The sequence below is a fragment of the Stenotrophomonas sp. PE591 genome, from assembly GCF_018320795.1.
GTDB lineage: Bacteria > Pseudomonadota > Gammaproteobacteria > Xanthomonadales > Xanthomonadaceae > Stenotrophomonas > Stenotrophomonas maltophilia.
Map to the genome: position 1 here is coordinate 39,052 of NZ_JAAOKO010000003.1, position 20,299 is coordinate 59,350.

The following is a 20,299-nucleotide window of genomic DNA, read 5'->3' on the forward strand; positions in this document are numbered from 1 at the left end:
TAAACCCCCTGCCCACCATTTCTGTCATGATTTCCCGCATGAATGCAGCCTCGATGGACCTCAATGCGGTGCGCATGCTGGTGCAGGTGGCCGAAGCGCGCAGCTTCACCGTGGCCGCCGGCCAACTCGGCTTGAGCCAGTCCGGCCTGTCGCGCGCGATCGGGCGGCTGGAAGCCACGCTGGGGGTGAAGCTGCTGCAGCGGAACACCCGCAACGTGGCGTTGACCCCGGATGGCCGCCAGTTCGTGGAACAGGTGGCACCGCTGCTGGCCGGCCTGGACGATGCCGAGCGGCAACTGGCCGACCGCCCGTGCACGCCCTCGGGTACGTTGAAGATCAGTGCGCCGTCGATGTTCGGGCGCAAGGTGCTGGTGCCGATGCTGGCGCCATTACTGGAACAGCATCCGCAGCTGCAGGTGGAAGCCGCGCTCAGCGACCGCCTGGTCGATCTGGTCGAGGAAGGCTTCGATGCCGCGCTGCGCACCGGCGTCATCGCCGACCAGCGCATCGTCGCGCGGCCATTGCGGCCGCTGCGCTGGGTGACGGTGGCCAGCCCCGCGTATCTGGCCCGCTGTGGCGCACCGGACGATGTGGCCGCGCTGCAGGATCATGCCTGCCTGGCGGTGCGCAACCTGCGCAGTGGCCGGCTGGTGGACTGGCAGTTCCTGCAGGACGGCCAACTGCGCGAGTTCACGCCACCGACGCGGATGGTGTTCGACAGCGGCGATCCGCTGGTGGAAGCGGCCATCGCCGGCATCGGCATCGTGCAGGTGATGGATTTCGCGGTGGCCGACGCGCTGGCTGACGGCCGCCTGCAACGTGTGCTGCAGCCGTTTGAAGGTCGCAGCCGTGCGCTGTCGCTGATCTACCCACCGTCGCGCCAGCACTCGCCGAAGCTGCAGGCGCTGGCCGACGCGTTGCTGGCCGGGGATTGGTAGCGCCGGCCGCTGGCCGGCGTCTGCAGGAATCCACCCGTTTCAGGTTTGCCGGCCAGCGGCCGGCACTACCNGGCTGTGGTCGATCCACGCCATGCGTGGANGAGGGTTGNTAGCGCCGCGCATGNCCCGGCGCNACCGGTGCGGCGTTGCCGGCCAGCGGCCGGCACTACCAGGCTGTGGTCGATCCACGCCATGCGTGGATGAGGGTTGNTAGCGCCGCGCATGACCCGGCGCTACCGGTGCGGCGTTGCCGGCCAGCGGCCGGCACTACCGATCAGGCAAAGCTATCGGTGGCGCGTACCAGCGCATCCACGTTCTCGGCCTCGAACGCCGAGTGGCCCGAGGCCGGGGTGATTTCCAGCTTCGCCTTCGGCCAGACCTTGGTCAGGTCCCAGGCGTTGGCCAGCGGGCAGACCACGTCGTAGCGGCCGTGCACGATCACGCCGGGAATATCGGCGATGCGGTGCGCGTCGCGCAGCAGCTGGTCTTCCACCTCGAAGAAGCCGCCGTTGACGAAGTAGTGGTTCTCGATGCGGGCAAACGCCAGCGCGAAGTGCGGGTCTTCGTGGCTGTTGATGAAGTCATCATCGACATGCAGGAAGCTGGTCGCGCCTTCCCACACCGCCCACGCCTTGGCCGCTTCCAGGCGGGTGGTTTCGTCGTCGCTGGTCAGGCGGCGGTGGAAGGCGGAGATCAGGTCATGGCGCTCCACCGACGGGATCGGCTTCAGGTAATGCTCCCACGCATCCGGGAACAGGCGGTTGGCGCCTTCCTGGTAGAACCATTCCAGTTCCCAGCGACGCAGCATGAAGATGCCGCGCAGGACCAGTTCGGTCACGCGCTGCGGATGGGTTTCGGCATAGGCCAGCGCCAGGGTCGAACCCCAGCTGCCACCGAACACCTGCCAGCGATCGACCTTGAGGTGTTCGCGCAGCTTCTCGATATCGGCAACAAGGTCCCAGGTGGTGTTGTCCACCAGGTCGGCGTGCGGGGTGGAACGGCCGGCACCGCGCTGGTCGAACAGGATGATGCGGTACTTGGACGGGTCGTGGAACTGGCGCATCTTGTCGCTGCAGCCGCCGCCCGGGCCACCGTGCAGCATCACCACCGGCTTGCCGTCCGGGTTGCCGCACTGTTCGAAGTACAGCGTGTGGCGGTCGTCGACCTTCAGGGTGCCGACGTCGTAGGGGGTGATGGCGGGGTACAGCGTACGCATGCTTGCAGCTCCAGGGTGATGCCCTGCCGGGGCAGGAGAACCTCCATTCTAGGCCGGACGCCGGGCCAGGGTGATGCGGTCGCGCTGCTCCAGATCCTGCACGGTCTGCACCTCGGCAAACCCCGCCGCCTCGAACAGCGCGCGGATCGCCTCGCCCTGGTCCCAACCATGCTCGATCAGCAGCCAGCCGCCGGGCAGCAGGTGGGCCTGGCCACCGTCGACGATGCGGCGGATGTCGTCCAGGCCATCCGGACCCGAGGCCAGTGCGGTGGCCGGCTCGAAGCGCAGGTCACCCTGCTCCAGATGCGGATCGTCGCTGGCGATGTACGGCGGGTTGCTGGCAATCAGATCAAAACGCGCACCCTGCAGCGGCGCATACCAGTCGTGCCCGCCCTCGGCGAAGCGCACGTTGCGCAGTTCATGGCGCGCGGCGTTGCGCTTGGCCACGGCCAGCGCGCCCGGGCTGGCATCGGTGGCCAGCACCTGCGCCTGCGGCCGCTCGCTGGCCAGCGCCAAGGCGATCGCACCGCTGCCGGTGCCGAGGTCGGCCACCTGCAGGTCGCGATTGGCCGGCAGGCGCTCGAGCGCCAGTTCCACCAGCAGCTCGGTTTCCGGGCGCGGAATCAGCGTGGCCGGGTCGACCTCCAGGTCCAGCGTCCAGAAACCGCGGCGGCCGGTCAGGTAGGCCACCGGCTCACCGGCCACGCGGCGGGCCAGCAACGCCTCGAAGGCGGCCTGGTCATTGGCGGCCAGCGGATCGGTTGCGTGGGCGAACAACCAGCTGCGCGGGCGCTCCAGTACGTGCAGCAGCAGCAGTTCGGCCTCGTGGCGGGCGTCGATGCCGCCCAGGCGGGCGCTGGCCTCGGCCACGATCTGGCGCAGGGTGGGTTCGGTTTGGGAAGACATTCCGCAATTGTAGAGCCGAGCCCATGCTCGGCCGCTCCACCCGCAGCCGAGCATGGGCTCGGCTCTACAAACGCTGGAATTCGTTCAGGTTCTGCGGGAGGGAATAAGGAGGGGCTATCGGCCCCATTCCTTGCCTCAGGGAGATTTCCCTTGTCACACAGGCAGTTGCAGGATGAGGGTGGCAAGGTTCAGTGCCGGCTCATGGCCTCTTGATAGACTCCATCTATCAAATAGATGCAATCAATGGATTGTTCTTATCGACAGCGAGTCGGTAACCTAGGTCCTGTCGATTCACCCACTCCCCTTCACCAGAGGAAAAACGATGTCCCTGATCAACACCCAGATCCAGCCGTTCGAAGCCAACGCTTACCACAATGGCGAGTTCATCAAGGTTTCCGACGCCAGCCTGAAGGGCCAGTGGTCCGTCCTGATCTTCATGCCGGCCGCCTTCACCTTCAACTGCCCGACCGAGATCGAGGACGCGGCTGACCATTACGCCGAGTTCAAGAAGGCCGGCGCCGAGGTCTACATCGTCACCACCGACACCCACTTCTCGCACAAGGTGTGGCACGAAACCTCGCCGGCCGTCGGCAAGGCCCAGTTCCCGCTGGTCGGCGACCCGACCCACCAGCTGACCAACGCCTTCGGCGTGCACATTCCGGAGGAAGGCCTGGCCCTGCGCGGCACCTTCATCATCAACCCGGAAGGCGTGATCAAGACCCTGGAGATCCACTCCAACGAGATCGCCCGTGACGTTTCCGAGACCCTGCGCAAGCTGAAGGCTGCCCAGTTCACCGCCGCCAACCCGAACCAGGTCTGCCCGGCCAAGTGGAAGGAAGGCGAGAAGACCCTGACCCCGTCGCTGGACCTGGTCGGCAAGATCTAACGCAGTACCGGCCTGCCGTGGCCCCACGCCACGGCGCGCCCTTCATCCCCATGCCGGTGCCCTACCGGCGTGGGGGTGAACCCAAGACAGCCAACGCTCGCCCGCCTTGGCCAGCCAGCCCCTTCCACGGTCGCTGTCTTGGGTTCACCCCTACCCCCAGCTGGTCCGCTACCTTGTACAGCGGTGCCACGCCCCCTGTTTGCCTGTAGCCAGGAGAAGACCGATGTTGGACGCCAACCTGCAGTCGCAGCTGAAGACCTATCTGGAGCGCGTGATCCGCCCGATCCAGATCACCGCGCACGCCGACGACGGCGCCAAGTCGCAGGAGATGCTGGAACTGCTGCAGACCCTGGAAAGCCTGTCGGACAAGATCTCGCTGCAGGTGCTGCGCGATGGCCAGGGCCGCGTGCCGTCCTTCGACCTGGGCACCCCGGGCCAGGACATCCACCTGACCTTCGCCGGCCTGCCGATGGGCCATGAGTTCACCTCGCTGGTGCTGGCGCTGCTGCAGGTGGGCGGTCATCCGTCCAAGGCCACCGCCGAGCTGATCGAGCAGGTGCAGAACCTGGAAGGCGAGTACAGGTTCGAAACCTACTTCTCGCTGTCCTGCCAGAACTGCCCGGACGTGGTGCAGGCGCTGAACCTGGCGGCGGTGCTCAACCCGCGCATCCAGCACGTGGCCATCGACGGTGCCCTGTTCCAGGACGAAGTCGAGAAGCGCGAGATCATGTCGGTGCCGACCGTGTACCTCAACGGCGAAGTGTTCGACCAGGGCCGCATGACCCTCGAGCAGATCGTGGCCAAGCTGGACACCAATGCCAGCAAGCGCGATGCCGAGAAGATCGCCGCCAAGGACGCCTTCGACGTGCTGGTGGTGGGCGGTGGCCCGGCCGGTGCTGCAGCGGCGATCTACGCCGCACGCAAGGGCATCCGCACCGGCATCGCCGCCGAGCGTTTCGGTGGCCAAGTGCTGGACACCATGGCGATCGAGAACTTCATTTCGGTGAAGGAGACCGAAGGCCCGAAGCTGGCCACGGCACTGGAACAGCACGTGCGCGAGTACGAGGTGGACATCATGAACCTGCAGCGCGCCAGCGCGCTGGTGCCGGCCGGCGAAGACGGCCTGGTGCAGGTGCAGCTGGAGAACGGTGCGGTGCTGAAGTCGCGTTCGGTGATCCTGTCCACTGGCGCACGCTGGCGGCAGATGAACGTGCCGGGCGAAGACCAGTACCGCAACAAGGGCGTGGCCTACTGCCCGCACTGCGACGGCCCGCTGTTCAAGGGCAAGCGCGTGGCGGTGATCGGCGGCGGCAACTCCGGCGTGGAAGCGGCCATCGACCTGGCCGGCATCGTGTCGCATGTAACCCTGCTGGAGTTCGATTCCAGCCTGCGCGCCGATGAAGTGCTGCAGAAGAAGCTGCGCAGCCTGGCCAACGTCACTGTGTTGACCAGCGCCCAGACGACCGAAGTCCTGGGCGACGGCAGCCGTGTCACCGGCCTGGTCTACAAGGACCGCATCGGCGGCGACGCCCACCGCGTCGAGCTGGAAGGCATCTTCGTGCAGATCGGCCTGCTGCCCAACACCGAGTGGCTGAAGGATGTGGTGGCGCTGTCGCCGCGTGGCGAGGTCGTCATCGACGACCGCGGCCAGACCAACCTGCCGGGTGTGTTCGCTGCTGGCGATTGCACGACGGTACCCTACAAGCAGATCATCATTGCCATGGGCGCCGGTTCGACCGCCGCACTGAGCGCGTTCGACCACCTGATCCGCTCGTCGGTGAGCAACAGCAGCGGTGCCGTTGCTGAAGCGGCCTGATCCACCGTTCCCAGATCACCGGGAACATTGTCTGCCTGTCGGGTAACCATGCCGTCAGCCGGTCCGTTACCCCTGGGGTGTAAGGATGAACCTACGTGATCTGAAGTACCTGGTAGCCCTGGCCGACCACAAGCATTTCGGCCGGGCTGCCGCCTCCTGCTTTGTCAGCCAGCCCACGCTGTCCACGCAGATCCGCAAGCTGGAAGAAGAACTGGGCCTGCCGCTGGTGGAACGCGCACCGCGCAAGGTGATGCTGACCCCGGCCGGCCAGGAAGCGGCGGCACGGGCACGGGTGATCGTGTCCGAAGTGGAGCAGCTGAAGGAAGCGGCGCGACGCAGCCGCGACCCGGAAGCCGGGACGGTGCGCCTGGGGATCTTCCCGACCCTCGGTCCGTACCTGCTGCCGCATGTGATCCCACGCATCCGCGAGCGCTTCCCGGAGCTGGAACTGCTGCTGGTCGAGGAAAAGAGCGATGTGCTGCTGGACCGCCTGCGCGAAGGCAAGCTGGACGCCGCGCTGCTGGCGCTACCGGTAATCGACGACCAGCTGCACGCCGAGTTCCTGTTCGAGGAACCGTTCCTGCTGGCGGTGTCCGGGCGCCACCCGCTGGCCCGCCGCGAACACCTGGATGTGCAGGAACTGGCCACGCAGAAGCTGCTGCTGCTGGAAGATGGCCACTGCCTGCGCGACCAGGCGCTGGAAGTGTGCCGCCTGTTCGGCGCCAACGAGAAGTCCGAGTTCCGCGCCACCAGTCTGGAGACGCTGCGGCAGATGGTTGCCGCCGATGTCGGCATCACCCTGCTGCCCAGCCTGTCGGTGCAGCCGCCGGTGCCGCGCTCGAACAACATCCGCCTGCTCGACTTCACCGGCGAGGGCCGTCCCAGCCGTCGCATCGCCATGATCTGGCGCCGCAGCTCGGCCATGAACGACTTCCTGATGGAACTGGCCGACCAGTTCAAGCGCCTGCCGCAGGCGCTGTTCACCCTTGATGCGGTGAATGCCACCGGCGAAGCGACTGCTCTGCCCGGCCCCGCCCTGAACGGCTGAACCCCCGCAGCACCGGCCTGGAATCGGCAGGAGTCGATTCCGGCCGCATTTGTCCCCACAATACAGACAGGCGGCGCCAGCAGGTGCCGCCTTTTGCATGGCTTTCAACCAAGGAGCTTCACCATGAGTACCGCCAGCGGCCTGCCGCCGTCGATCACCGTTTCCACCTTCGACATGGACCGCCTGGACGCCATGCTCGAATCCCCTGCGCTGAGCCAGACGCCTGCCGCGCTCGCGCTTGCTGAAGAACTCAACCGGGCCACCGTGCTGGCACCGGACCAGATTCCCGAAGGCATCGTCATGATGCATTCGCGCGTGGAGTGCGAAGATGAAGTGTCGGGCGAGAAGCACGTCCTGACCCTGGTCTTCCCCCGCGAAGCCAACGTCGATGAAGGCAAGGTTTCCGTGCTGGCCCCGGTCGGCAGTGCCCTGCTCGGCCTTTCGATCGGCCAGAGCATCGACTGGAACGCGCCCGGCGGCCGCAAGCTGCGCCTGCGCGTGACCGCGGTCCACAACGACCGCCCCTGATTACCGCTGCGCACCGCGCGCGATTCGATCCCCCTGCACCAGGAGCCGTAATGAGTACCCCGTCCAAACTGTCCCAGCTGCGCGAACTGTCCGTGGTCGTTGCCGATACCGGTGACTACGAGGCGATCAAGCGCCTGCAGCCGGTGGACTGCACCACCAATCCGACCCTGGTGAAGAAGGCGCTGGACCTGCCGGTCTACGCCGAGCTGATCGAACGCGAACTGGCCTGGGGCCGCCAGCAGAGTGGCGACCGCGAAGCCGTGGTGCACGCCGTGGCCGACCGCCTGACCATCGGCGTCGGCGCGCTGCTGAGCACGCTGGTGCCGGGCCGCGTATCCACCGAAGTGGATGCCGACCAGGCCCACGACACCGCCGCCACCGTGGCCAAGGCCCGCCAGTTCATCCAGATGTACGCTGATGCCGGCGTGCCGCGCGAGAAGATCCTGATCAAGATCGCCGCGACCTGGGAAGGCGTGGAAGCCGCGCGCATCCTGCAGGCCGAGGGTATCGACTGCAACCTGACCCTGATCTTCAACCCGACCCAGGCGCTGGCCTGCAGCGAAGCCGGCGCGTTCCTCATCTCGCCGTTCGTCGGCCGTATCCTCGATTGGTACGTGGCCAACGGCCAGACCCCGGCCACCATCGACGAAGACCCGGGCGTGAAGTTCGTGCGTGGCGTGTATGCCGAATTCAAGCGCCGCGGTTCGCCGACGGTGGTGATGGGCGCTTCGTTCCGTTCGACCGCGCAGATCGAAGCGCTGGCCGGCTGCGACCGCCTGACGATTTCGCCGGACCTGCTGGAGAAGCTGGACGCCGACCACGGCGAGCTGCCGCGCAAGCTGGTGGCCGGTGCCGCCGATGGCGTGGCGGTGACCCCGATCGATGCGGCGAAGTTCGCAGCGGATCTGGCGGCCGATCCGATGGCGACCGAGAAGCTGGCAACCGGTATCGATGCGTTTGCCAAGGATCTGCAGGCGCTGCGCGAGCGCATCCGCGCGGCACTGTGAGGATTCCGGCCAACGGCTGAGCCCCTCGTGGCGGGGGGCTTGGTCGCGAAGAGCGGGTCATGTGGTTGGCAGGGTGGGTAGGCCGTGCAGGGGACGCTGCAAGTACGTCCCTGTAAGCTCGGTCGCCGCATCCATGCGGCTCACGCCCCTGCACGGCCTACCCACCCTGCCTTCGACAGTTTCCTGCGGCCGCCCGCCACGGAAGAAAGAAGAGCAACAGCGGGTCGCGCGCTTCGCTTGCTTGGAGCGGAGCATGGCTCCGCTCTACAGAAGGCACTGCAGGACCAAACAAAAAGGACGCGGCGAAGGCCGCGTCCTTTTTGTTTATCAGGTCGTCAGTAACCCAATGCTCTTGCCCACCGTCACCGGGAAACTGTCAGGGGTGGGACGGGTTGGGTTGGCGGGGGTGCGAGCGCCATGGATGGCGCTCACAAGCCTCCAGGGATGGATTCACGGCGTCCCCCGACAACCCAACCCGTCCCGCCAGACTCACAGCAACCCAGAGCCGCTTTGGCTTTGGCTTCTGCAGTAGCTTCTGCCCGCCGCAGGCGGACCACCGCGCGTCAGCGCGGCGCCTCCACATCCAATCCGATCGGGCAGCTCACGCCGGTGCCGCCGATGCCGCAGTAGCCGTTCGGATTCTTCGCCAGGTACTGCTGGTGATAGTCCTCGGCGTAGTAGTACGCCGGTGCCGGGTACACGATCTCGGTGGTGATCGGGCCGTAGCCGGCCGCATCCAGCTGCGCCTGGTAGGCCTCGCGGCTGGCCAGCGCAGCGGCGTACTGCGCCTCGTCGGTGGCGTGGATCGCCGAACGGTACTGGGTGCCGGTGTCGTTGCCCTGGCGCATGCCCTGGGTCGGGTCGTGGCTCTCCCAGAACAGCTGCAGCAAGCGCTCCAGGCTCACCACCGCCGGGTCGAACACCACCTGCACCACTTCGGTGTGGCCGGTCAGGCCCGAGCAGACCTCTTCATAGGTCGGGTTCGGGGTGATGCCCCCGGCATAGCCCACCGAGGTGCTGTACACGCCCGGTTCGGTCCAGAACTTGCGCTCGGCGCCCCAGAAGCAGCCCAGCGCGAAACGGATCTGCTGCAGGCCGGCAAAACGGTCCTTCAGCGGATGGCTGTTCACGAAGTGCTGGTTGCTGTGCAGCGGCAGCGGCTGGTCACGCCCCGGCAGTGCTTCTTCCGGGCGCGGCAGGCGCTGCTTGAAGGCGCCGATGCCAAGGATGCCCTGGCCAATTCCCAACATGATGCGCTCCTACGCCGGAAGGCCGGCTATGTCGTCTGCATCTGAAATGGGGGCGTCCGGCGCGTGGCCCAAGTCCAGCGCCGCCACGATGTCCTCGGCCTGCGGGCGTGCCGCATCGGGGATTCCCACCCGCAACACACCAAACAGCGGCAGCTCGCCCATGCCGCCCAGCAACGACTCGCCGAACACGAAGGCCGGGATGCCGGCGTCCTCCAGCGCGTGCTTGACCAGATGGGCATCGAACAGGTTGTCGGCCTTGTACACGATGTGCATGCGGCGGCTCCGTGGGACAGGGTTCCAGCATACGCCCGGGGGCTGAATGGTGGTGGTGACGGCGCATGACCGTTCTGCCGGCCAGCGGCCGGCACTACCCATCCACCTTCCGGTAGCGCCGGCAGCGGGCCGGCGGAATGTGGATCGCCGTGCAGTTGGGTAGTGCCGGCCGCTGGCCGGCATCCCCACACCCCACCGGGCAGCCCTGCCCCGTACGCGCTAGACTGTTGGTCTTTCTGCCCTTTTTCGCCCCAGACTCATGTCCGAGCACACCCCCGCCAGCCCCGAGACCCCCGCCGACAGCCACGAAAAGCGCGATTTCATCCGCCAGATCGTGCGCGAGGACCTGGCCAGCGGAAAGCACCAGGCGATCAAGACCCGCTTCCCGCCGGAGCCGAACGGCTACCTGCACATCGGCCATGCCAAGTCGATCTGCCTGAATTTCGGCATCGCCGGTGAGTTCAGCGGCGTCTGCAACCTGCGCTTCGACGACACCAACCCGGCCAAGGAAGATCCCGAATACGTGGCCGCGATCCAGGACGACGTGCGCTGGCTGGGCTTCGAGTGGAACGAGCTGCGCCATGCCTCGGACTACTTCCAGGCCTACTACCTGGCCGCCGAGAAGCTGATCGAACAGGGCAAGGCCTATGTCTGCGACCTGTCGGCCGAGGAAGTGCGCGCTTACCGCGGCACCCTGACCGAGCCGGGCCGCCCGTCGCCGTGGCGCGACCGCAGCGTCGAGGAAAACCTCGACCTGTTCCGCCGCATGCGCGCAGGTGAATTCCCGGATGGCGCGCGTACCCTGCGCGCGAAGATCGACATGGCCAGCGGCAACATCAACCTGCGCGATCCGGCGCTGTACCGCATCAAGCACGTCGAGCACCAGAACACCGGCAACGCGTGGCCGATCTACCCGATGTACGACTTCGCACATGCGCTGGGTGATTCGATCGAGGGCATCACCCACTCGCTGTGCACGCTGGAGTTCGAAGACCACCGCCCGCTGTACGACTGGTGCGTGGACAACGTCGATTTCGCCCATGACGATGCGCTGACCCAGCCGCTGGTCGATGCCGGCCTGCCGCGCGAAGCCGCCAAGCCGCGCCAGATCGAGTTCTCGCGCCTGAACATCAACTACACGGTGATGAGCAAGCGCAAACTGATGGCACTGGTCACCGAGCAGCTGGTGGACGGCTGGGAAGACCCGCGCATGCCGACCCTGCAGGGCCTGCGTCGCCGTGGCTACACCCCGGCCGCGATGCGCCTGTTCGCCGAGCGCGTGGGCATCAGCAAGCAGAATTCGCTGATCGACTTCAGCGTGCTGGAAGGCGCGCTGCGCGAAGACCTGGACAGCGCCGCGCCGCGCCGCATGGCAGTGATCGATCCGGTCAAGCTGGTGCTGACCAACCTGCCTGAGGGCCATGAAGAACAGCTGACCTTCAGCAACCACCCGAAGGACGAGAGCTTCGGCAGCCGCGAAGTGCCGTTCGCACGCGAAGTGTGGATTGACCGCGAGGACTTCGCCGAAGTGCCGCCGAAGGGCTGGAAGCGCCTGGTGCCGGGTGGCGAAGTGCGCCTGCGCGGCGCCGGCATCATCCGCTGCGACGAAGTGATCAAGGATGCCGACGGCACCATCACCGAGCTGCGCGGCTGGCTGGATCCGGAATCGCGTCCGGGCATGGAAGGCGCCAACCGCAAGGTCAAGGGCACCATCCACTGGGTCAGCGCAGTGCATGGCGTGCCGGCCGAGATCCGCCTGTACGACCGCCTGTTCTCGGTGCCGAACCCGGATGATGAATCGGAAGGCAAGACCTACCGCGATTACCTCAATCCGGAATCGCGCCGCACCGTCACCGGCTATGTCGAGCCGGCCGCGGCCAGCGCCGCGCCGGAGCAGTCGTTCCAGTTCGAACGTACCGGCTACTTCGTCGCCGACCGCCGCGACCACACCGAAGCCAAGCCGGTGTTCAACCGCAGCGTGACCCTGCGCGATACCTGGTCGGCCTGAGGACCTGCGCGGGCGCCAGCACGGCGCCCGCACGCCATCGACAATGATCACCGCCCTCTCCGTCCTGTTCTGGTTCATCTCGCAGCATCCGCTGCTGACGTTCTTTGCAGCGATGGTGCTGGCCGGGCTGGTCTCGTGGTGGCGGCGCTTTCCGGGCTACGCCATCGTGGTGTTCCCGCTGGCGATGCTCAACATGTTCCTCGGCCACTTCCTCAACGCCACCTTCCTCAACGTGGTGGGCGAGCGTGGTGAAGCGGTGATCGTCAAGGCCGAGCGAACCAGCTCCACGCTCAACGAGCAGTACATCTGGCGCTACGAAGGGGTGCTGCGTACCGCCGAGGGCCGCGACGTGGACGTGGTGTTCCACACCAACACCGCTTCGCTGTGGCCGCTGGAAAACGCCATCCGTATCCCGGCGCGCGACCAGCCGTTCGTGGTCAAGTACACGCCGGGCTTCCCACGCAACTTCGTCATCCTCACCAATGAATCCCCGCACGGCGTCGCCCAGGCCCGGGCCAGCGCGCGCGAGCGGGTGGAGGTGGCGGCACGCAAGCTGCATTTCAGCCCGGGTAATGCCGATTTCCGCGCGGACTATCGCCGCGAGCTGGAAACCTGGCTGCGCGACCACGGCAACGATCCGCAGCAGCAATCCGACGCGCAGCGATATCGCGCCGAACTCGACGCGCTCGACCGCTAGATGCCCAGGCCCTGCCTGGATGTTCCACCCCATCCACCCCACAGGCCTGACATGACCACGACCTCCGCCGCTCTCCTCCCGCTGCTGCAGCAGGTCCTTCAGGACGCGGGCACCGCCAGCCGCATCGACGGCAACGCGCTGCTGCTGGACAGCGGCCTGCGCCTGACCCCGCATGCAATGGACGCACACGCGCGCGACAACGGTGGTTGGCAGACCTCCACCGTCATTGAAAGCCAGCATCCGCGGTTGTTCGCCGATGGCCTGTTCGAGTACCAGCATGCAAATGGTGCCGATGAGCAGGCATCGCTGTTGTCCGGCTTCCAGACCTGGGTGCGGGTAGACCTGGCGACCCTGCAGACTGCGATCGGCGCCGAAGATGCACAGGGCCTGCCGATGATGGGCCTGACCTATCCGGCCGGTGACGATGGCGAGGAACACGAACGCACCGTGGTGCTGGGGCCGTTGGCGCACTACCGTGCACAGGAAGTGGATGCCTCCACCTGCAGCGAAGACGATCATGGCTCCTGCCCCTGCTGCCTGTTCACCCGCAGCATGGAGGCCTTCGACGAGCTGCTGAAAGCCCGCCAATTCCTCGCCATCCGCCTGTTCGCCTCGCGCGATGCCGACGGCCTGTGCGAAGCCGATTGCCGGGTCAACGGCCACGACTTCGCCGCCGCCCTGCCCCTGCTGCGCGCCTACGCGGCCAGCTGGCCGCAGGCCGGGCTGGAGTTCCGCAAGCAGTACGTGGTGATCCGCACCGGCTCGCCGGGCTGACCCACGCCCACACCCGGTACAGGCCCGTGCGGCTACACTGCGCGCCGGTTCCCCAAGCAACCGCACTTTTTCCCATCCCACACGAGGCACCCCCGCGATGCTGTACGCGCAAGTCCACCTGACCCTTCCCGCCTGGATCCACGACCAGATCGACCTGGATCGTCGATATCCGGGCGATGAGGCCAAGGTCGCGCTGGCGATCGAGCTGTCGCGGCTGAACGTCGAGCACGCCAGTGGCGGCCCGTTCGGTGCGGTGGTGTTCGGCCCGGACGACAAGGTCATCGCCGCTGGCGTGAACCGGGTGATGCCGCACGCGACCTCGCTGGCGCACGCCGAGAACATGGCCTACATGCTGGCCCAGCAGCGCCTGCAGACCCCGCGCCTGAACGCAGTGCTGTCGCCGGTCACCCTGGCCACCAGTTCGCAGCCGTGCTGCCAGTGCTATGGCGCTACCGTGTGGGCGGGCATCGACCGCCTGCTGATCGGTGCCAACTCGGCCGACGTCGAGGAACTGACCCCGTTCGATGAAGGCCCGCTGCCGGCCGACTGGGTCGGCGAGCTCAACAAGCGTGGCATCGAAGTGGTGCAGGGCCTGAACCGCGACGCCGCGCGCAGCGTGCTGCGCGCCTATGGGGAAAGCGATGGCGCCCGTTACTGAAACCGGCATCGGCCTGCTGTGCCTGTGCCGGCAGGGCTTCGAGCCCGAGCTGGCCGGCGAGCTGCAGTTCCGCGCCGGCGAAGCCGGTTTCGCCGGCTACGCGCGCACCCAGCGCAATGATGGCTACGTGCTTTTCATGTGCGACGAAGCCGCCGCGCTGGCGCCGCGCCTGCGCTGGCGCGAGCTGATCTTCGCGCGGCAGAAGCTGGTGGTGCTGGCCGAGCTGCCGCAGCTGGACCCGGCCGACCGTATTACCCCGATGCTCGACGTGCTGGCCGATGCGCCGCGCTTCGGCGACCTGTGGGTGGAACACCCGGACTCGGACGCCGGCAAGCCGCTGTCCGGGTTGGCCCGCGCCTTTGGCAACGCGCTGCGCCCAGCGCTGCGCAAGGCCGGCAAGCTGACTGACAAGCCGAACAACCGCCTGCCGCGCCTGCACGTGGTGTTCGTCGACGGCACCCACGCCTTCGTCTGCGTGGCCGACCCGGCCGACAGCGCGCCGTGGGCACTGGGCATCCCGCGCCTGAAGCTGCTGCCCGAAGCGCCCTCGCGTTCGGCACTGAAGCTGGACGAAGCACTGCTGACCCTGCTGACGCCGGAAGAACGCGAAGCACTGGCCAAGCCCGGCATGCGTGCAGCCGACCTGGGCGCCGCCCCCGGCGGCTGGACCTGGGTGCTGACCCGCCAGCACATGCACGTGTTGAGCATCGACAACGGCCCGCTGCGCCAGCACGTGCTGGACACCGGCCTGGTCGAGCACCTGCGCGCCGATGGCTTCCACTGGCATCCGGAACAGCCGCTGGACTGGATGGTCTGCGACATGGTCGAGCAGCCGCGCCGCGTAGCCGAACGCATGGCCACCTGGTTCCGCGAAGGCTGGTGCCGGCACGCGATCTTCAACCTGAAGCTACCGATGAAGAAGCGCTGGGACGAAACCCGCCTGTGCCTGGACCTGTTCCAGGACCAGGCCGGCAAGCCGCTGGTGGTGCGTGCCAAGCAGCTCTATCACGACCGTGAGGAGATCACAGTACTGGCGTCGCCACTGCGCTGAGGCCATCACGTCCGCCGGGCATACCCCGGCGCTGCAGAGGGAGGAGCATCCATGCGACATCGAACGATTCCGCTGCTGATCACCCTGCTGGCCGCCGCACCAGCGGTGGCCCAGCAATTGCCGCACACCCCGGCACAAAGCCAGCCGTTGGGCCCCACCGGCGGCGCGATCCGCCAGCAACCGCTGGATGCGGGCCGGGTCAGCGGCAGCGTCGAGATTCCGCAACCGGCCGGCGAGGCGCAGGTGACCGTGCGTTCGCTGGAACCGAGCAGCGTGGTTGGCCAGTACCGCATCCACTTCGCTGCGCTGGATGTGAACGGCGATGGTTTCATCAGCCGCGAGGAAGCGCAGGCGAATCCGGCGCTGGCCGATGAGTTCAATGCGTTGGACGTGAAGCGTCGCGGCAAGCTGGATCGTGCCGACCTGGCCGGCTGGCTGGTCGACTGAAAAAGGGGACGGAGGGGATTAAGTCGTTTGTGGCACAAACGACTTAATCCCCTCCGTCCCCTTTTTTGATCCAGCGCGATCTTCATCCACGCATGGCGTGGATCTACTGACGTCGGGCACCCACCAGAGCGGTTTGCATTCTGCTACACCCCGGCGGCGCGCTTCCAGAATGCCTGCACCAGCGGCGGCCATTTGCCGACGCAGCCCAGCGCCCGGCCGCGGGCCAGGGTCAGGTGCATTTCGTCGTTGGAGAACAGGCGGTTGATCGCATCGAAGCTGTAGGCGGCGACGTGGTTGTCGCTGCGCCGTTCGCGTGCCCAGCGCTGCAGGCGCTGCGGCGACAGCCGCGGCTGGCCACGGCGCTCGGCCGACGGCGCCAGCCACTGCCGCAGGGCGGCCACATCGCGCAGGCCCAGGTTCACGCCCTGCCCGGCCAGCGGATGCACCACGTGCGCGGCATCACCCAATGCCAGCACACGGTCGGCCACGTAGTGACGTGCCAGCTGGCGGCGCAGCGGGAAGGCTGCGCGCGGTGATGCCAGCCGCAGCTCACCCAACCGCGCCGCGAAGGCGCGGGTCAGTTCGCGGTTGAAGCTGTCTTCGTCCAGCGCCAGCACGCGCGCCGCCTCGTCCTCGGGCAGGGTCCAGACGATTGAGCTGCGGCGCTCGGCCACCGGCAGCAGCGCCAGCGGCCCGCTCGGCAGGAAACGCTGCCAGGCGGTGGCCTGGTTGGGAAGATCGCTGTCCACGTAGGCCACCACGCCACGCTGGTGGTAGTCATGCTTTTCAACCTCGATCCCGGCCAGTTGGCGCAGGGTCGATTCGGCGCCGTCGGCGGCCACCGCCAACGCCGCTTCCAGGCGACGACCGTCATCCAGGCGCAGGCGCACGCCGTCGTCGTCCTGCTCCAGCGCTTCCACCCGCGCCGGGCAGTGCAGCTGCACGCCCGCCGCCGGCAACGCCGCCCACAGCCGATCCTGCAGCAGGCCGTTCTCGACGATGTAGCCCAGTTCACGACGGCCGAAGCGATCGGCATCGAACAGCAGATCTTCGCCACCGGCCGCATCCCACACCTGCATGCGCCGGTAGGGCCAGGCGCGGGCCTGCGCGATCGCCGGCCACACGCCCAGGCGGCTCAACAGTTGTACGTTGTCAGCAGCGAAGGCGAACACGCGGAGGTCAGGCTGTGCGGCGTGCCACGGCGCGGGCTCACGACCTTCCACCAGCGCAACCGACAGGCCGGCATCGGCCAGCGCCAGCGCGCACGCGGCACCGACCACGCCACCACCGACGATGGCCACATCAAGGCGCATGCGCCGGCTCATGCGGCTTCTCCGCGGCACAGGCGCGGCACTTCGCCGCGGAAGCCCATCGCGCCACCGACCAGCATCGACTGCACCGATGCGCGTTGCGCGGCCACCAGGCCGAGGCTGCGCAGCGGCCGCATCAGCGGCGCCGGGTTGCTGGTCAGGCGCGCCAGGCCGCCGGAGAACGCCACCGTCTGCCGGCGATCTTCCTCGCGGCGCGCGACATAGGCCTGCAGCAGTGCATCACTGCCGGCATCTTCATGCGCATCCTCCAGCAGCTCGGCCAAAGTCAGCGCATCGCGCAGGCCCAGGTTGAAGCCCTGTGCACCCAGCGGATGAATGGTCTGCGCGGCATTGCCCAGCAGCACCGTGCGCTCACCGGCCAGGGCGCGCGCCAGCACCTGGATGAGCGGGTAGGCGCTGCGCGGGCCGGACTCGAGCAGGCGGCCGGCACGCCAGCCGATCGCGTTCTGCAGGCGTTGCAGCCAGGCGGCATCGTCCAGCGCCATCACCGCATCGGCCTGGTCGCGCGCAACACCATGCACGGTGCCGAAGTGACGATCGCCGCGCGGCAGCAGGGCCGTCGGGCCGGTATCGGTGAAACGCTCCCACGCGGTGCCATCCGGCGCGCGCTGGCTGCGTACACGGGCCACGAACAGGGTCTGCTGGAAATCATGGCGGTCGACCTCGATGCCCAGTGCACCACGCACGCCACTGGTCGTACCGTCGGCACCCACCACCAGCCGTGCCAGCAATACGCGCTCGCCGGCCTCATCGGCGACCCGCACCTGGCGGTAGCCGTCGACCACTTCACCCAGGCCCAGGAACCGCATCGGCCGGTAACGGCGCAGCCGCGGCAGCTCCTGAAGCCGCGCTTCCAGCGCCTGGCCGAAGTCGCGGGCGACCACCACCTGTCCGAACCAAGGCCGGCCGTAATCGGCCGCTTCCAGCTGCACACGGCCGAAATCGCCGGCACGGCTGACGTGGATGCGCCGGATCGGGCCCGGTGCCATCGCCAGCTTCTGCATCACCCCCAGCGCGGTCAGCGCATTGACGGTGGCAGCGGCGAAACTGAGATTGCGCTGGTCGAACACCGCCGGCAGCTCGCCGGCCGGGCTGGCCTCGAGCAGGCCCACGTCGCGGCCGAGGCGGTCCAGGGCAATGGCCAGGCTGGCGCCGACCAGGCCACCACCGACAATCAGCACGTCATGTCGTTCACTCATGCGTTCATGATACGCGCTCGCCCCGTCTGTACGCCGAACGGCCGGTCCTGCGCCAACCCGCGCGGCGGGCTAGAATGAAACCTGAATCCGCTCCGGGCCCGCCACCATGTCCGACACTGCCAACCGCGCCTTCGTCCTGTCCGTGCTCGTTCTGGTGCTGGCAGCGACCCGTGTCAATCACTTCGCGGCGATCCCCGATGCCTCATGGGCGGTGTTCTTCATCGGTGGCTTCTACCTGGCCCGCTGGACGCGCTGGGCGTTCCCGCTGCTGATGGTGTTCGCGGTGCTGGTGGACTGGATCGTGATCCGCAGCAGCGGCCTGGACTTCTGGCAGCACTACTGCGTGTCGCCGGGCTACTGGCTGCTGCTGCCGGCCTATTTCTCGCTGTGGGCCGGCGGCATGCTGCTGGGCCGCAACTACCAGAGCGCGCGCTGGCCGGTACTGGCCAAGGGCGCGCTGCTGCTGGTCGCCTCGGTGGCGGTCTGCCACCTGCTGGCGCAGGGCGGCTTCTACTGGACCAGCAGCAACGTGGCCGAGCCGACCCTGGCCGGCTGGGCACAGAACTACGCGCAGTGGTTCGGCCCCTACCTGCGCACCACGGCGATCTACGTGGCGCTGGCCGCCGCCCTGCAGCTGGCCGTGGAGCAGGTGTTGAAGCTCCAGCAGGCCCGCCGCGACATCCGCCACTGAGCCGCGACATGGGTCATCGCCTCTCGCGCATCTACACCCGCACCGGCGACGACGGCAGTACCGGCCTCGGTGACGGCCAGCGCGTGCCCAAGGATGATGCCCGGGTGGCGTCCTACGGCACCGTCGACGAGGCCAATGCCGCGCTCGGCCTGCTGCTGGCCGTGCCCCTGCCCGAGGATGTGCGCGCGCTGGTGGTGCATCTGCAGCACCAGTTGTTCGACCTGGGCGCCGAACTGTGCATCCCCGGCCACGCCGCGATCCACGCCGCCGATGTTTCGGCCCTGGAACAGCAGCTGGACCATTACAACGCCGACCTGCCGATGCTGAAGGAATTCATCCTGCCGGCCGGCGGCGAAGCCGCCGCGCGCTGCCATCTGGCCCGCACCATCGTCCGCCGCGCCGAGCGCGAAACGGTCACCCTGGCCCGCCACGAGGCCGTGCGCAGCGAGGCGTTGCAGTACCTGAACAGGTTGTCGGACCTGTTGTTCGTGCTGGCCCGGGTGCTGGCCCGTGCCGACGGCCAGGGCGAAGCGCTGTGGCAACCACAGCAGCGCCAGCGCTGAGCCTGCACGATGCTGGTCTACACCCATCCGTCCTGCCTGCTGCACGACCCCGGCCCCGGCCACCCGGAGTGCCCGCAACGCCTGCAGCGTGTGCTGGACGCGCTGCACACCGCGTTCCCCGGCCAGCTGGAGTGGCGCGAAGCGCCACCGGCCAAGTTCGGTGAACTGACCCGGGTCCACGACAGCGCCCTGCTCGACTTCGTGCTGCAACCGCAGACCGCACCGCTGCGCCAGCTGGACATGGACACCTGGACCTCACCCGGCTCGGCCAGCGCCGCCGTGCACGCCGCCGGTGCCGGCGTGGCCGCGGTCGATGCGGTGATGCTGGGCGACGACCCGCTGGCCTTCTGCGCGGTACGCCCGCCGGGCCACCACGCCACCAGCAGCACGGCGATGGGCTTCTGCCTGCTCAACAACATCGCCATCGCCGCCGCCTATGCCCGCGACCGCCACGGCCTGGAACGGATCGCGGTGGTCGACTTCGACGTCCACCACGGCAACGGCACCCAGGACATCTTCCAGCACGACGCCCGGGTCTCGTACTACAGCACCCACCAGGCCGGGCTGTTCCCCAATTCCGGCCTGCGCCGTGACCGCGGTGCCGGCAACCTGATGAACATCCTGCTGCCGCCGGGCAGCGGTGGCTTCCGCTTCCGCAACGTCTGGGCCGACGAGATGCTGCCGGCCATCGACGACTTCCGCCCACAGCTGCTGCTGATCTCGGCCGGCTTCGACGCCCACCTGCGTGATCCGCAGGCGGACCTGATGCTGGAGACCGACGATTTCGCCTGGATCACCGGTGAACTGCACGCGCTGGCACGCCGTCACGCGGCCGGCCGGGTGGTCTCGATGCTGGAGGGTGGCTACGACCTGCAGGCCCTGGCCGAGTGCAGCGTGGCCCATGTCCAGGCCCTGCTCACGCCGTCCGTGGGCACCTCCGCCGGATGAACCCGAACCGGCAGGCTCCGGCGTCCTTCATTGCCCCTATGCAAGGGATGGGGCAAGCTACCGT

The 20,299-nt window shown here is 67.7% G+C and carries 21 protein-coding genes; 15 read left to right on the forward strand and 6 right to left on the reverse strand.

What is annotated here, in order from left to right; all coding sequences use genetic code 11:
- Positions 1–53 precede the first annotated feature (53 nt).
- On the forward strand, positions 54–938 hold the full coding sequence (locus tag JLDANKMP_RS09975; protein WP_212561182.1) for a LysR family transcriptional regulator: 885 nt from the start codon (positions 54–56) through the stop codon (positions 936–938).
- A 274-nt stretch (positions 939–1,212) separates the two neighbouring features.
- Here the strand turns inward: JLDANKMP_RS09975 and pip are convergent, their stop codons facing one another.
- Together pip and prmC are read right to left on the reverse strand one after the other, a co-directional pair.
- Positions 1,213–2,154 (reverse strand): prolyl aminopeptidase, encoded by a 942-nt coding sequence (gene pip, locus JLDANKMP_RS09980; protein ID WP_014646006.1) that lies wholly within the window; start codon positions 2,152–2,154, stop codon positions 1,213–1,215.
- Between the two features lie 48 nt (positions 2,155–2,202).
- Positions 2,203–3,060 carry a peptide chain release factor N(5)-glutamine methyltransferase gene (gene prmC, locus JLDANKMP_RS09985; RefSeq protein ID WP_212561011.1) on the reverse strand — a complete coding sequence of 286 codons (858 nt, stop codon included), beginning with the start codon at positions 3,058–3,060 and terminating at the stop codon, positions 2,203–2,205.
- A 322-nt stretch (positions 3,061–3,382) separates the two neighbouring features.
- Here prmC and ahpC point away from each other — a divergent pair, with 322 nt between their 5' ends.
- The 5 genes from ahpC to JLDANKMP_RS10010 all read left to right on the forward strand — a co-directional run bounded on the left by ahpC (position 3,383) and on the right by JLDANKMP_RS10010 (position 8,345).
- Positions 3,383–3,946: an alkyl hydroperoxide reductase subunit C gene (gene ahpC, locus JLDANKMP_RS09990; protein ID WP_005408159.1), complete on the forward strand. Its 564-nt coding sequence runs from the start codon at positions 3,383–3,385 to the stop codon at positions 3,944–3,946.
- Between the two features lie 223 nt (positions 3,947–4,169).
- Positions 4,170–5,762 carry an alkyl hydroperoxide reductase subunit F gene (gene ahpF, locus JLDANKMP_RS09995; protein WP_212561012.1) on the forward strand — a complete coding sequence of 531 codons (1,593 nt, stop codon included), beginning with the start codon at positions 4,170–4,172 and terminating at the stop codon, positions 5,760–5,762.
- Positions 5,763–5,847: 85 nt separating this feature from the next.
- Positions 5,848–6,810, forward strand: a complete 963-nt coding sequence (locus JLDANKMP_RS10000; RefSeq protein WP_005412310.1) for a LysR substrate-binding domain-containing protein — start codon at positions 5,848–5,850, stop codon at positions 6,808–6,810.
- A gap of 123 nt (positions 6,811–6,933) precedes the next feature.
- Positions 6,934–7,338, forward strand: coding sequence for a nucleoside diphosphate kinase regulator (gene rnk, locus JLDANKMP_RS10005; RefSeq protein WP_005408156.1), 405 nt, complete (start codon positions 6,934–6,936; stop codon positions 7,336–7,338).
- 50 nt (positions 7,339–7,388) lie between these two features.
- Positions 7,389–8,345: a transaldolase gene (locus tag JLDANKMP_RS10010; protein ID WP_212561013.1), complete on the forward strand. Its 957-nt coding sequence runs from the start codon at positions 7,389–7,391 to the stop codon at positions 8,343–8,345.
- 563 nt (positions 8,346–8,908) lie between these two features.
- Here JLDANKMP_RS10010 and msrA read toward each other — a convergent pair.
- Both msrA and JLDANKMP_RS10020 read right to left on the reverse strand, forming a co-directional pair.
- Entirely contained in the window at positions 8,909–9,574 is a 666-nt protein-coding gene (msrA, locus tag JLDANKMP_RS10015) for a peptide-methionine (S)-S-oxide reductase MsrA (RefSeq protein WP_032968772.1), read from the reverse strand.
- Positions 9,575–9,604: 30 nt separating this feature from the next.
- A complete protein-coding gene (locus tag JLDANKMP_RS10020) occupies positions 9,605–9,868 on the reverse strand; it encodes a DUF2007 domain-containing protein (RefSeq protein WP_010481810.1) in 264 nt (87 codons plus the stop codon).
- Between the two features lie 259 nt (positions 9,869–10,127).
- Between JLDANKMP_RS10020 and JLDANKMP_RS10025 the strand changes: the two genes are divergently transcribed.
- The 6 genes from JLDANKMP_RS10025 to JLDANKMP_RS10050 all read left to right on the forward strand — a co-directional run bounded on the left by JLDANKMP_RS10025 (position 10,128) and on the right by JLDANKMP_RS10050 (position 15,503).
- On the forward strand, positions 10,128–11,876 hold the full coding sequence (locus JLDANKMP_RS10025) for a glutamine--tRNA ligase/YqeY domain fusion protein (RefSeq protein ID WP_049395815.1): 1,749 nt from the start codon (positions 10,128–10,130) through the stop codon (positions 11,874–11,876).
- 43 nt (positions 11,877–11,919) lie between these two features.
- Positions 11,920–12,573, forward strand: coding sequence for a membrane protein (locus tag JLDANKMP_RS10030; RefSeq protein WP_024958872.1), 654 nt, complete (start codon positions 11,920–11,922; stop codon positions 12,571–12,573).
- Positions 12,574–12,624: 51 nt separating this feature from the next.
- A complete protein-coding gene (locus JLDANKMP_RS10035) occupies positions 12,625–13,347 on the forward strand; it encodes a DUF6348 family protein (protein WP_212561014.1) in 723 nt (240 codons plus the stop codon).
- A 97-nt stretch (positions 13,348–13,444) separates the two neighbouring features.
- The gene (locus tag JLDANKMP_RS10040) at positions 13,445–14,005 is read left to right on the forward strand and encodes a nucleoside deaminase (RefSeq protein WP_004154307.1); all 561 of its coding nucleotides are present in this window, start codon (positions 13,445–13,447) and stop codon (positions 14,003–14,005) included.
- Positions 13,989–15,056: a 23S rRNA (cytidine(2498)-2'-O)-methyltransferase RlmM gene (rlmM, locus tag JLDANKMP_RS10045; protein ID WP_005408149.1), complete on the forward strand. Its 1,068-nt coding sequence runs from the start codon at positions 13,989–13,991 to the stop codon at positions 15,054–15,056. The genes JLDANKMP_RS10040 and rlmM overlap by 17 nt, the downstream gene beginning before the upstream one ends.
- Positions 15,057–15,107: 51 nt before the next feature.
- Positions 15,108–15,503 carry a hypothetical protein gene (locus tag JLDANKMP_RS10050; RefSeq protein WP_005408148.1) on the forward strand — a complete coding sequence of 132 codons (396 nt, stop codon included), beginning with the start codon at positions 15,108–15,110 and terminating at the stop codon, positions 15,501–15,503.
- Between the two features lie 143 nt (positions 15,504–15,646).
- On the opposite strand, the gene JLDANKMP_RS10055 is transcribed toward JLDANKMP_RS10050, so the two are convergent.
- Positions 15,647–16,828: a UbiH/UbiF family hydroxylase gene (locus JLDANKMP_RS10055; RefSeq protein ID WP_212561015.1), complete on the reverse strand. Its 1,182-nt coding sequence runs from the start codon at positions 16,826–16,828 to the stop codon at positions 15,647–15,649.
- Entirely contained in the window at positions 16,825–18,033 is a 1,209-nt protein-coding gene (gene ubiH / locus JLDANKMP_RS10060) for a 2-octaprenyl-6-methoxyphenyl hydroxylase (protein ID WP_212561016.1), read from the reverse strand. Before ubiH ends, JLDANKMP_RS10055 begins: the two co-directional genes overlap by 4 nt.
- Positions 18,034–18,139: 106 nt before the next feature.
- Here ubiH and JLDANKMP_RS10065 point away from each other — a divergent pair, with 106 nt between their 5' ends.
- The 3 genes from JLDANKMP_RS10065 to JLDANKMP_RS10075 are packed head-to-tail and all read left to right on the forward strand — an operon-like array spanning position 18,140 to position 20,235.
- Positions 18,140–18,724 carry a hypothetical protein gene (locus tag JLDANKMP_RS10065; RefSeq protein WP_005408145.1) on the forward strand — a complete coding sequence of 195 codons (585 nt, stop codon included), beginning with the start codon at positions 18,140–18,142 and terminating at the stop codon, positions 18,722–18,724.
- Between the two features lie 8 nt (positions 18,725–18,732).
- The gene (locus JLDANKMP_RS10070; protein ID WP_005408144.1) at positions 18,733–19,287 is read left to right on the forward strand and encodes a cob(I)yrinic acid a,c-diamide adenosyltransferase; all 555 of its coding nucleotides are present in this window, start codon (positions 18,733–18,735) and stop codon (positions 19,285–19,287) included.
- A gap of 9 nt (positions 19,288–19,296) precedes the next feature.
- Positions 19,297–20,235 (forward strand): histone deacetylase family protein, encoded by a 939-nt coding sequence (locus JLDANKMP_RS10075; protein ID WP_212561017.1) that lies wholly within the window; start codon positions 19,297–19,299, stop codon positions 20,233–20,235.
- Positions 20,236–20,299 lie beyond the last annotated feature (64 nt).

Coding starts and splice junctions, on each gene's coding strand:
- JLDANKMP_RS09975 (WP_212561182.1), top strand. CDS start 54: ATGGACCTCAATGCGGTGCGCATGCTGGTGCAGGTGGCCGAAGCGCGC.
- pip (WP_014646006.1), bottom strand. CDS start 2,154: ATGCGTACGCTGTACCCCGCCATCACCCCCTACGACGTCGGCACCCTG.
- prmC (WP_212561011.1), bottom strand. CDS start 3,060: ATGTCTTCCCAAACCGAACCCACCCTGCGCCAGATCGTGGCCGAGGCC.
- ahpC (WP_005408159.1), top strand. CDS start 3,383: ATGTCCCTGATCAACACCCAGATCCAGCCGTTCGAAGCCAACGCTTAC.
- ahpF (WP_212561012.1), top strand. CDS start 4,170: ATGTTGGACGCCAACCTGCAGTCGCAGCTGAAGACCTATCTGGAGCGC.
- JLDANKMP_RS10000 (WP_005412310.1), top strand. CDS start 5,848: ATGAACCTACGTGATCTGAAGTACCTGGTAGCCCTGGCCGACCACAAG.
- rnk (WP_005408156.1), top strand. CDS start 6,934: ATGAGTACCGCCAGCGGCCTGCCGCCGTCGATCACCGTTTCCACCTTC.
- JLDANKMP_RS10010 (WP_212561013.1), top strand. CDS start 7,389: ATGAGTACCCCGTCCAAACTGTCCCAGCTGCGCGAACTGTCCGTGGTC.
- JLDANKMP_RS10020 (WP_010481810.1), bottom strand. CDS start 9,868: ATGCACATCGTGTACAAGGCCGACAACCTGTTCGATGCCCATCTGGTC.
- JLDANKMP_RS10025 (WP_049395815.1), top strand. CDS start 10,128: ATGTCCGAGCACACCCCCGCCAGCCCCGAGACCCCCGCCGACAGCCAC.
- JLDANKMP_RS10030 (WP_024958872.1), top strand. CDS start 11,920: ATGATCACCGCCCTCTCCGTCCTGTTCTGGTTCATCTCGCAGCATCCG.
- JLDANKMP_RS10035 (WP_212561014.1), top strand. CDS start 12,625: ATGACCACGACCTCCGCCGCTCTCCTCCCGCTGCTGCAGCAGGTCCTT.
- JLDANKMP_RS10040 (WP_004154307.1), top strand. CDS start 13,445: ATGCTGTACGCGCAAGTCCACCTGACCCTTCCCGCCTGGATCCACGAC.
- rlmM (WP_005408149.1), top strand. CDS start 13,989: ATGGCGCCCGTTACTGAAACCGGCATCGGCCTGCTGTGCCTGTGCCGG.
- JLDANKMP_RS10050 (WP_005408148.1), top strand. CDS start 15,108: ATGCGACATCGAACGATTCCGCTGCTGATCACCCTGCTGGCCGCCGCA.
- JLDANKMP_RS10055 (WP_212561015.1), bottom strand. CDS start 16,828: ATGAGCCGGCGCATGCGCCTTGATGTGGCCATCGTCGGTGGTGGCGTG.
- ubiH (WP_212561016.1), bottom strand. CDS start 18,033: ATGAGTGAACGACATGACGTGCTGATTGTCGGTGGTGGCCTGGTCGGC.
- JLDANKMP_RS10065 (WP_005408145.1), top strand. CDS start 18,140: ATGTCCGACACTGCCAACCGCGCCTTCGTCCTGTCCGTGCTCGTTCTG.
- JLDANKMP_RS10070 (WP_005408144.1), top strand. CDS start 18,733: ATGGGTCATCGCCTCTCGCGCATCTACACCCGCACCGGCGACGACGGC.
- JLDANKMP_RS10075 (WP_212561017.1), top strand. CDS start 19,297: ATGCTGGTCTACACCCATCCGTCCTGCCTGCTGCACGACCCCGGCCCC.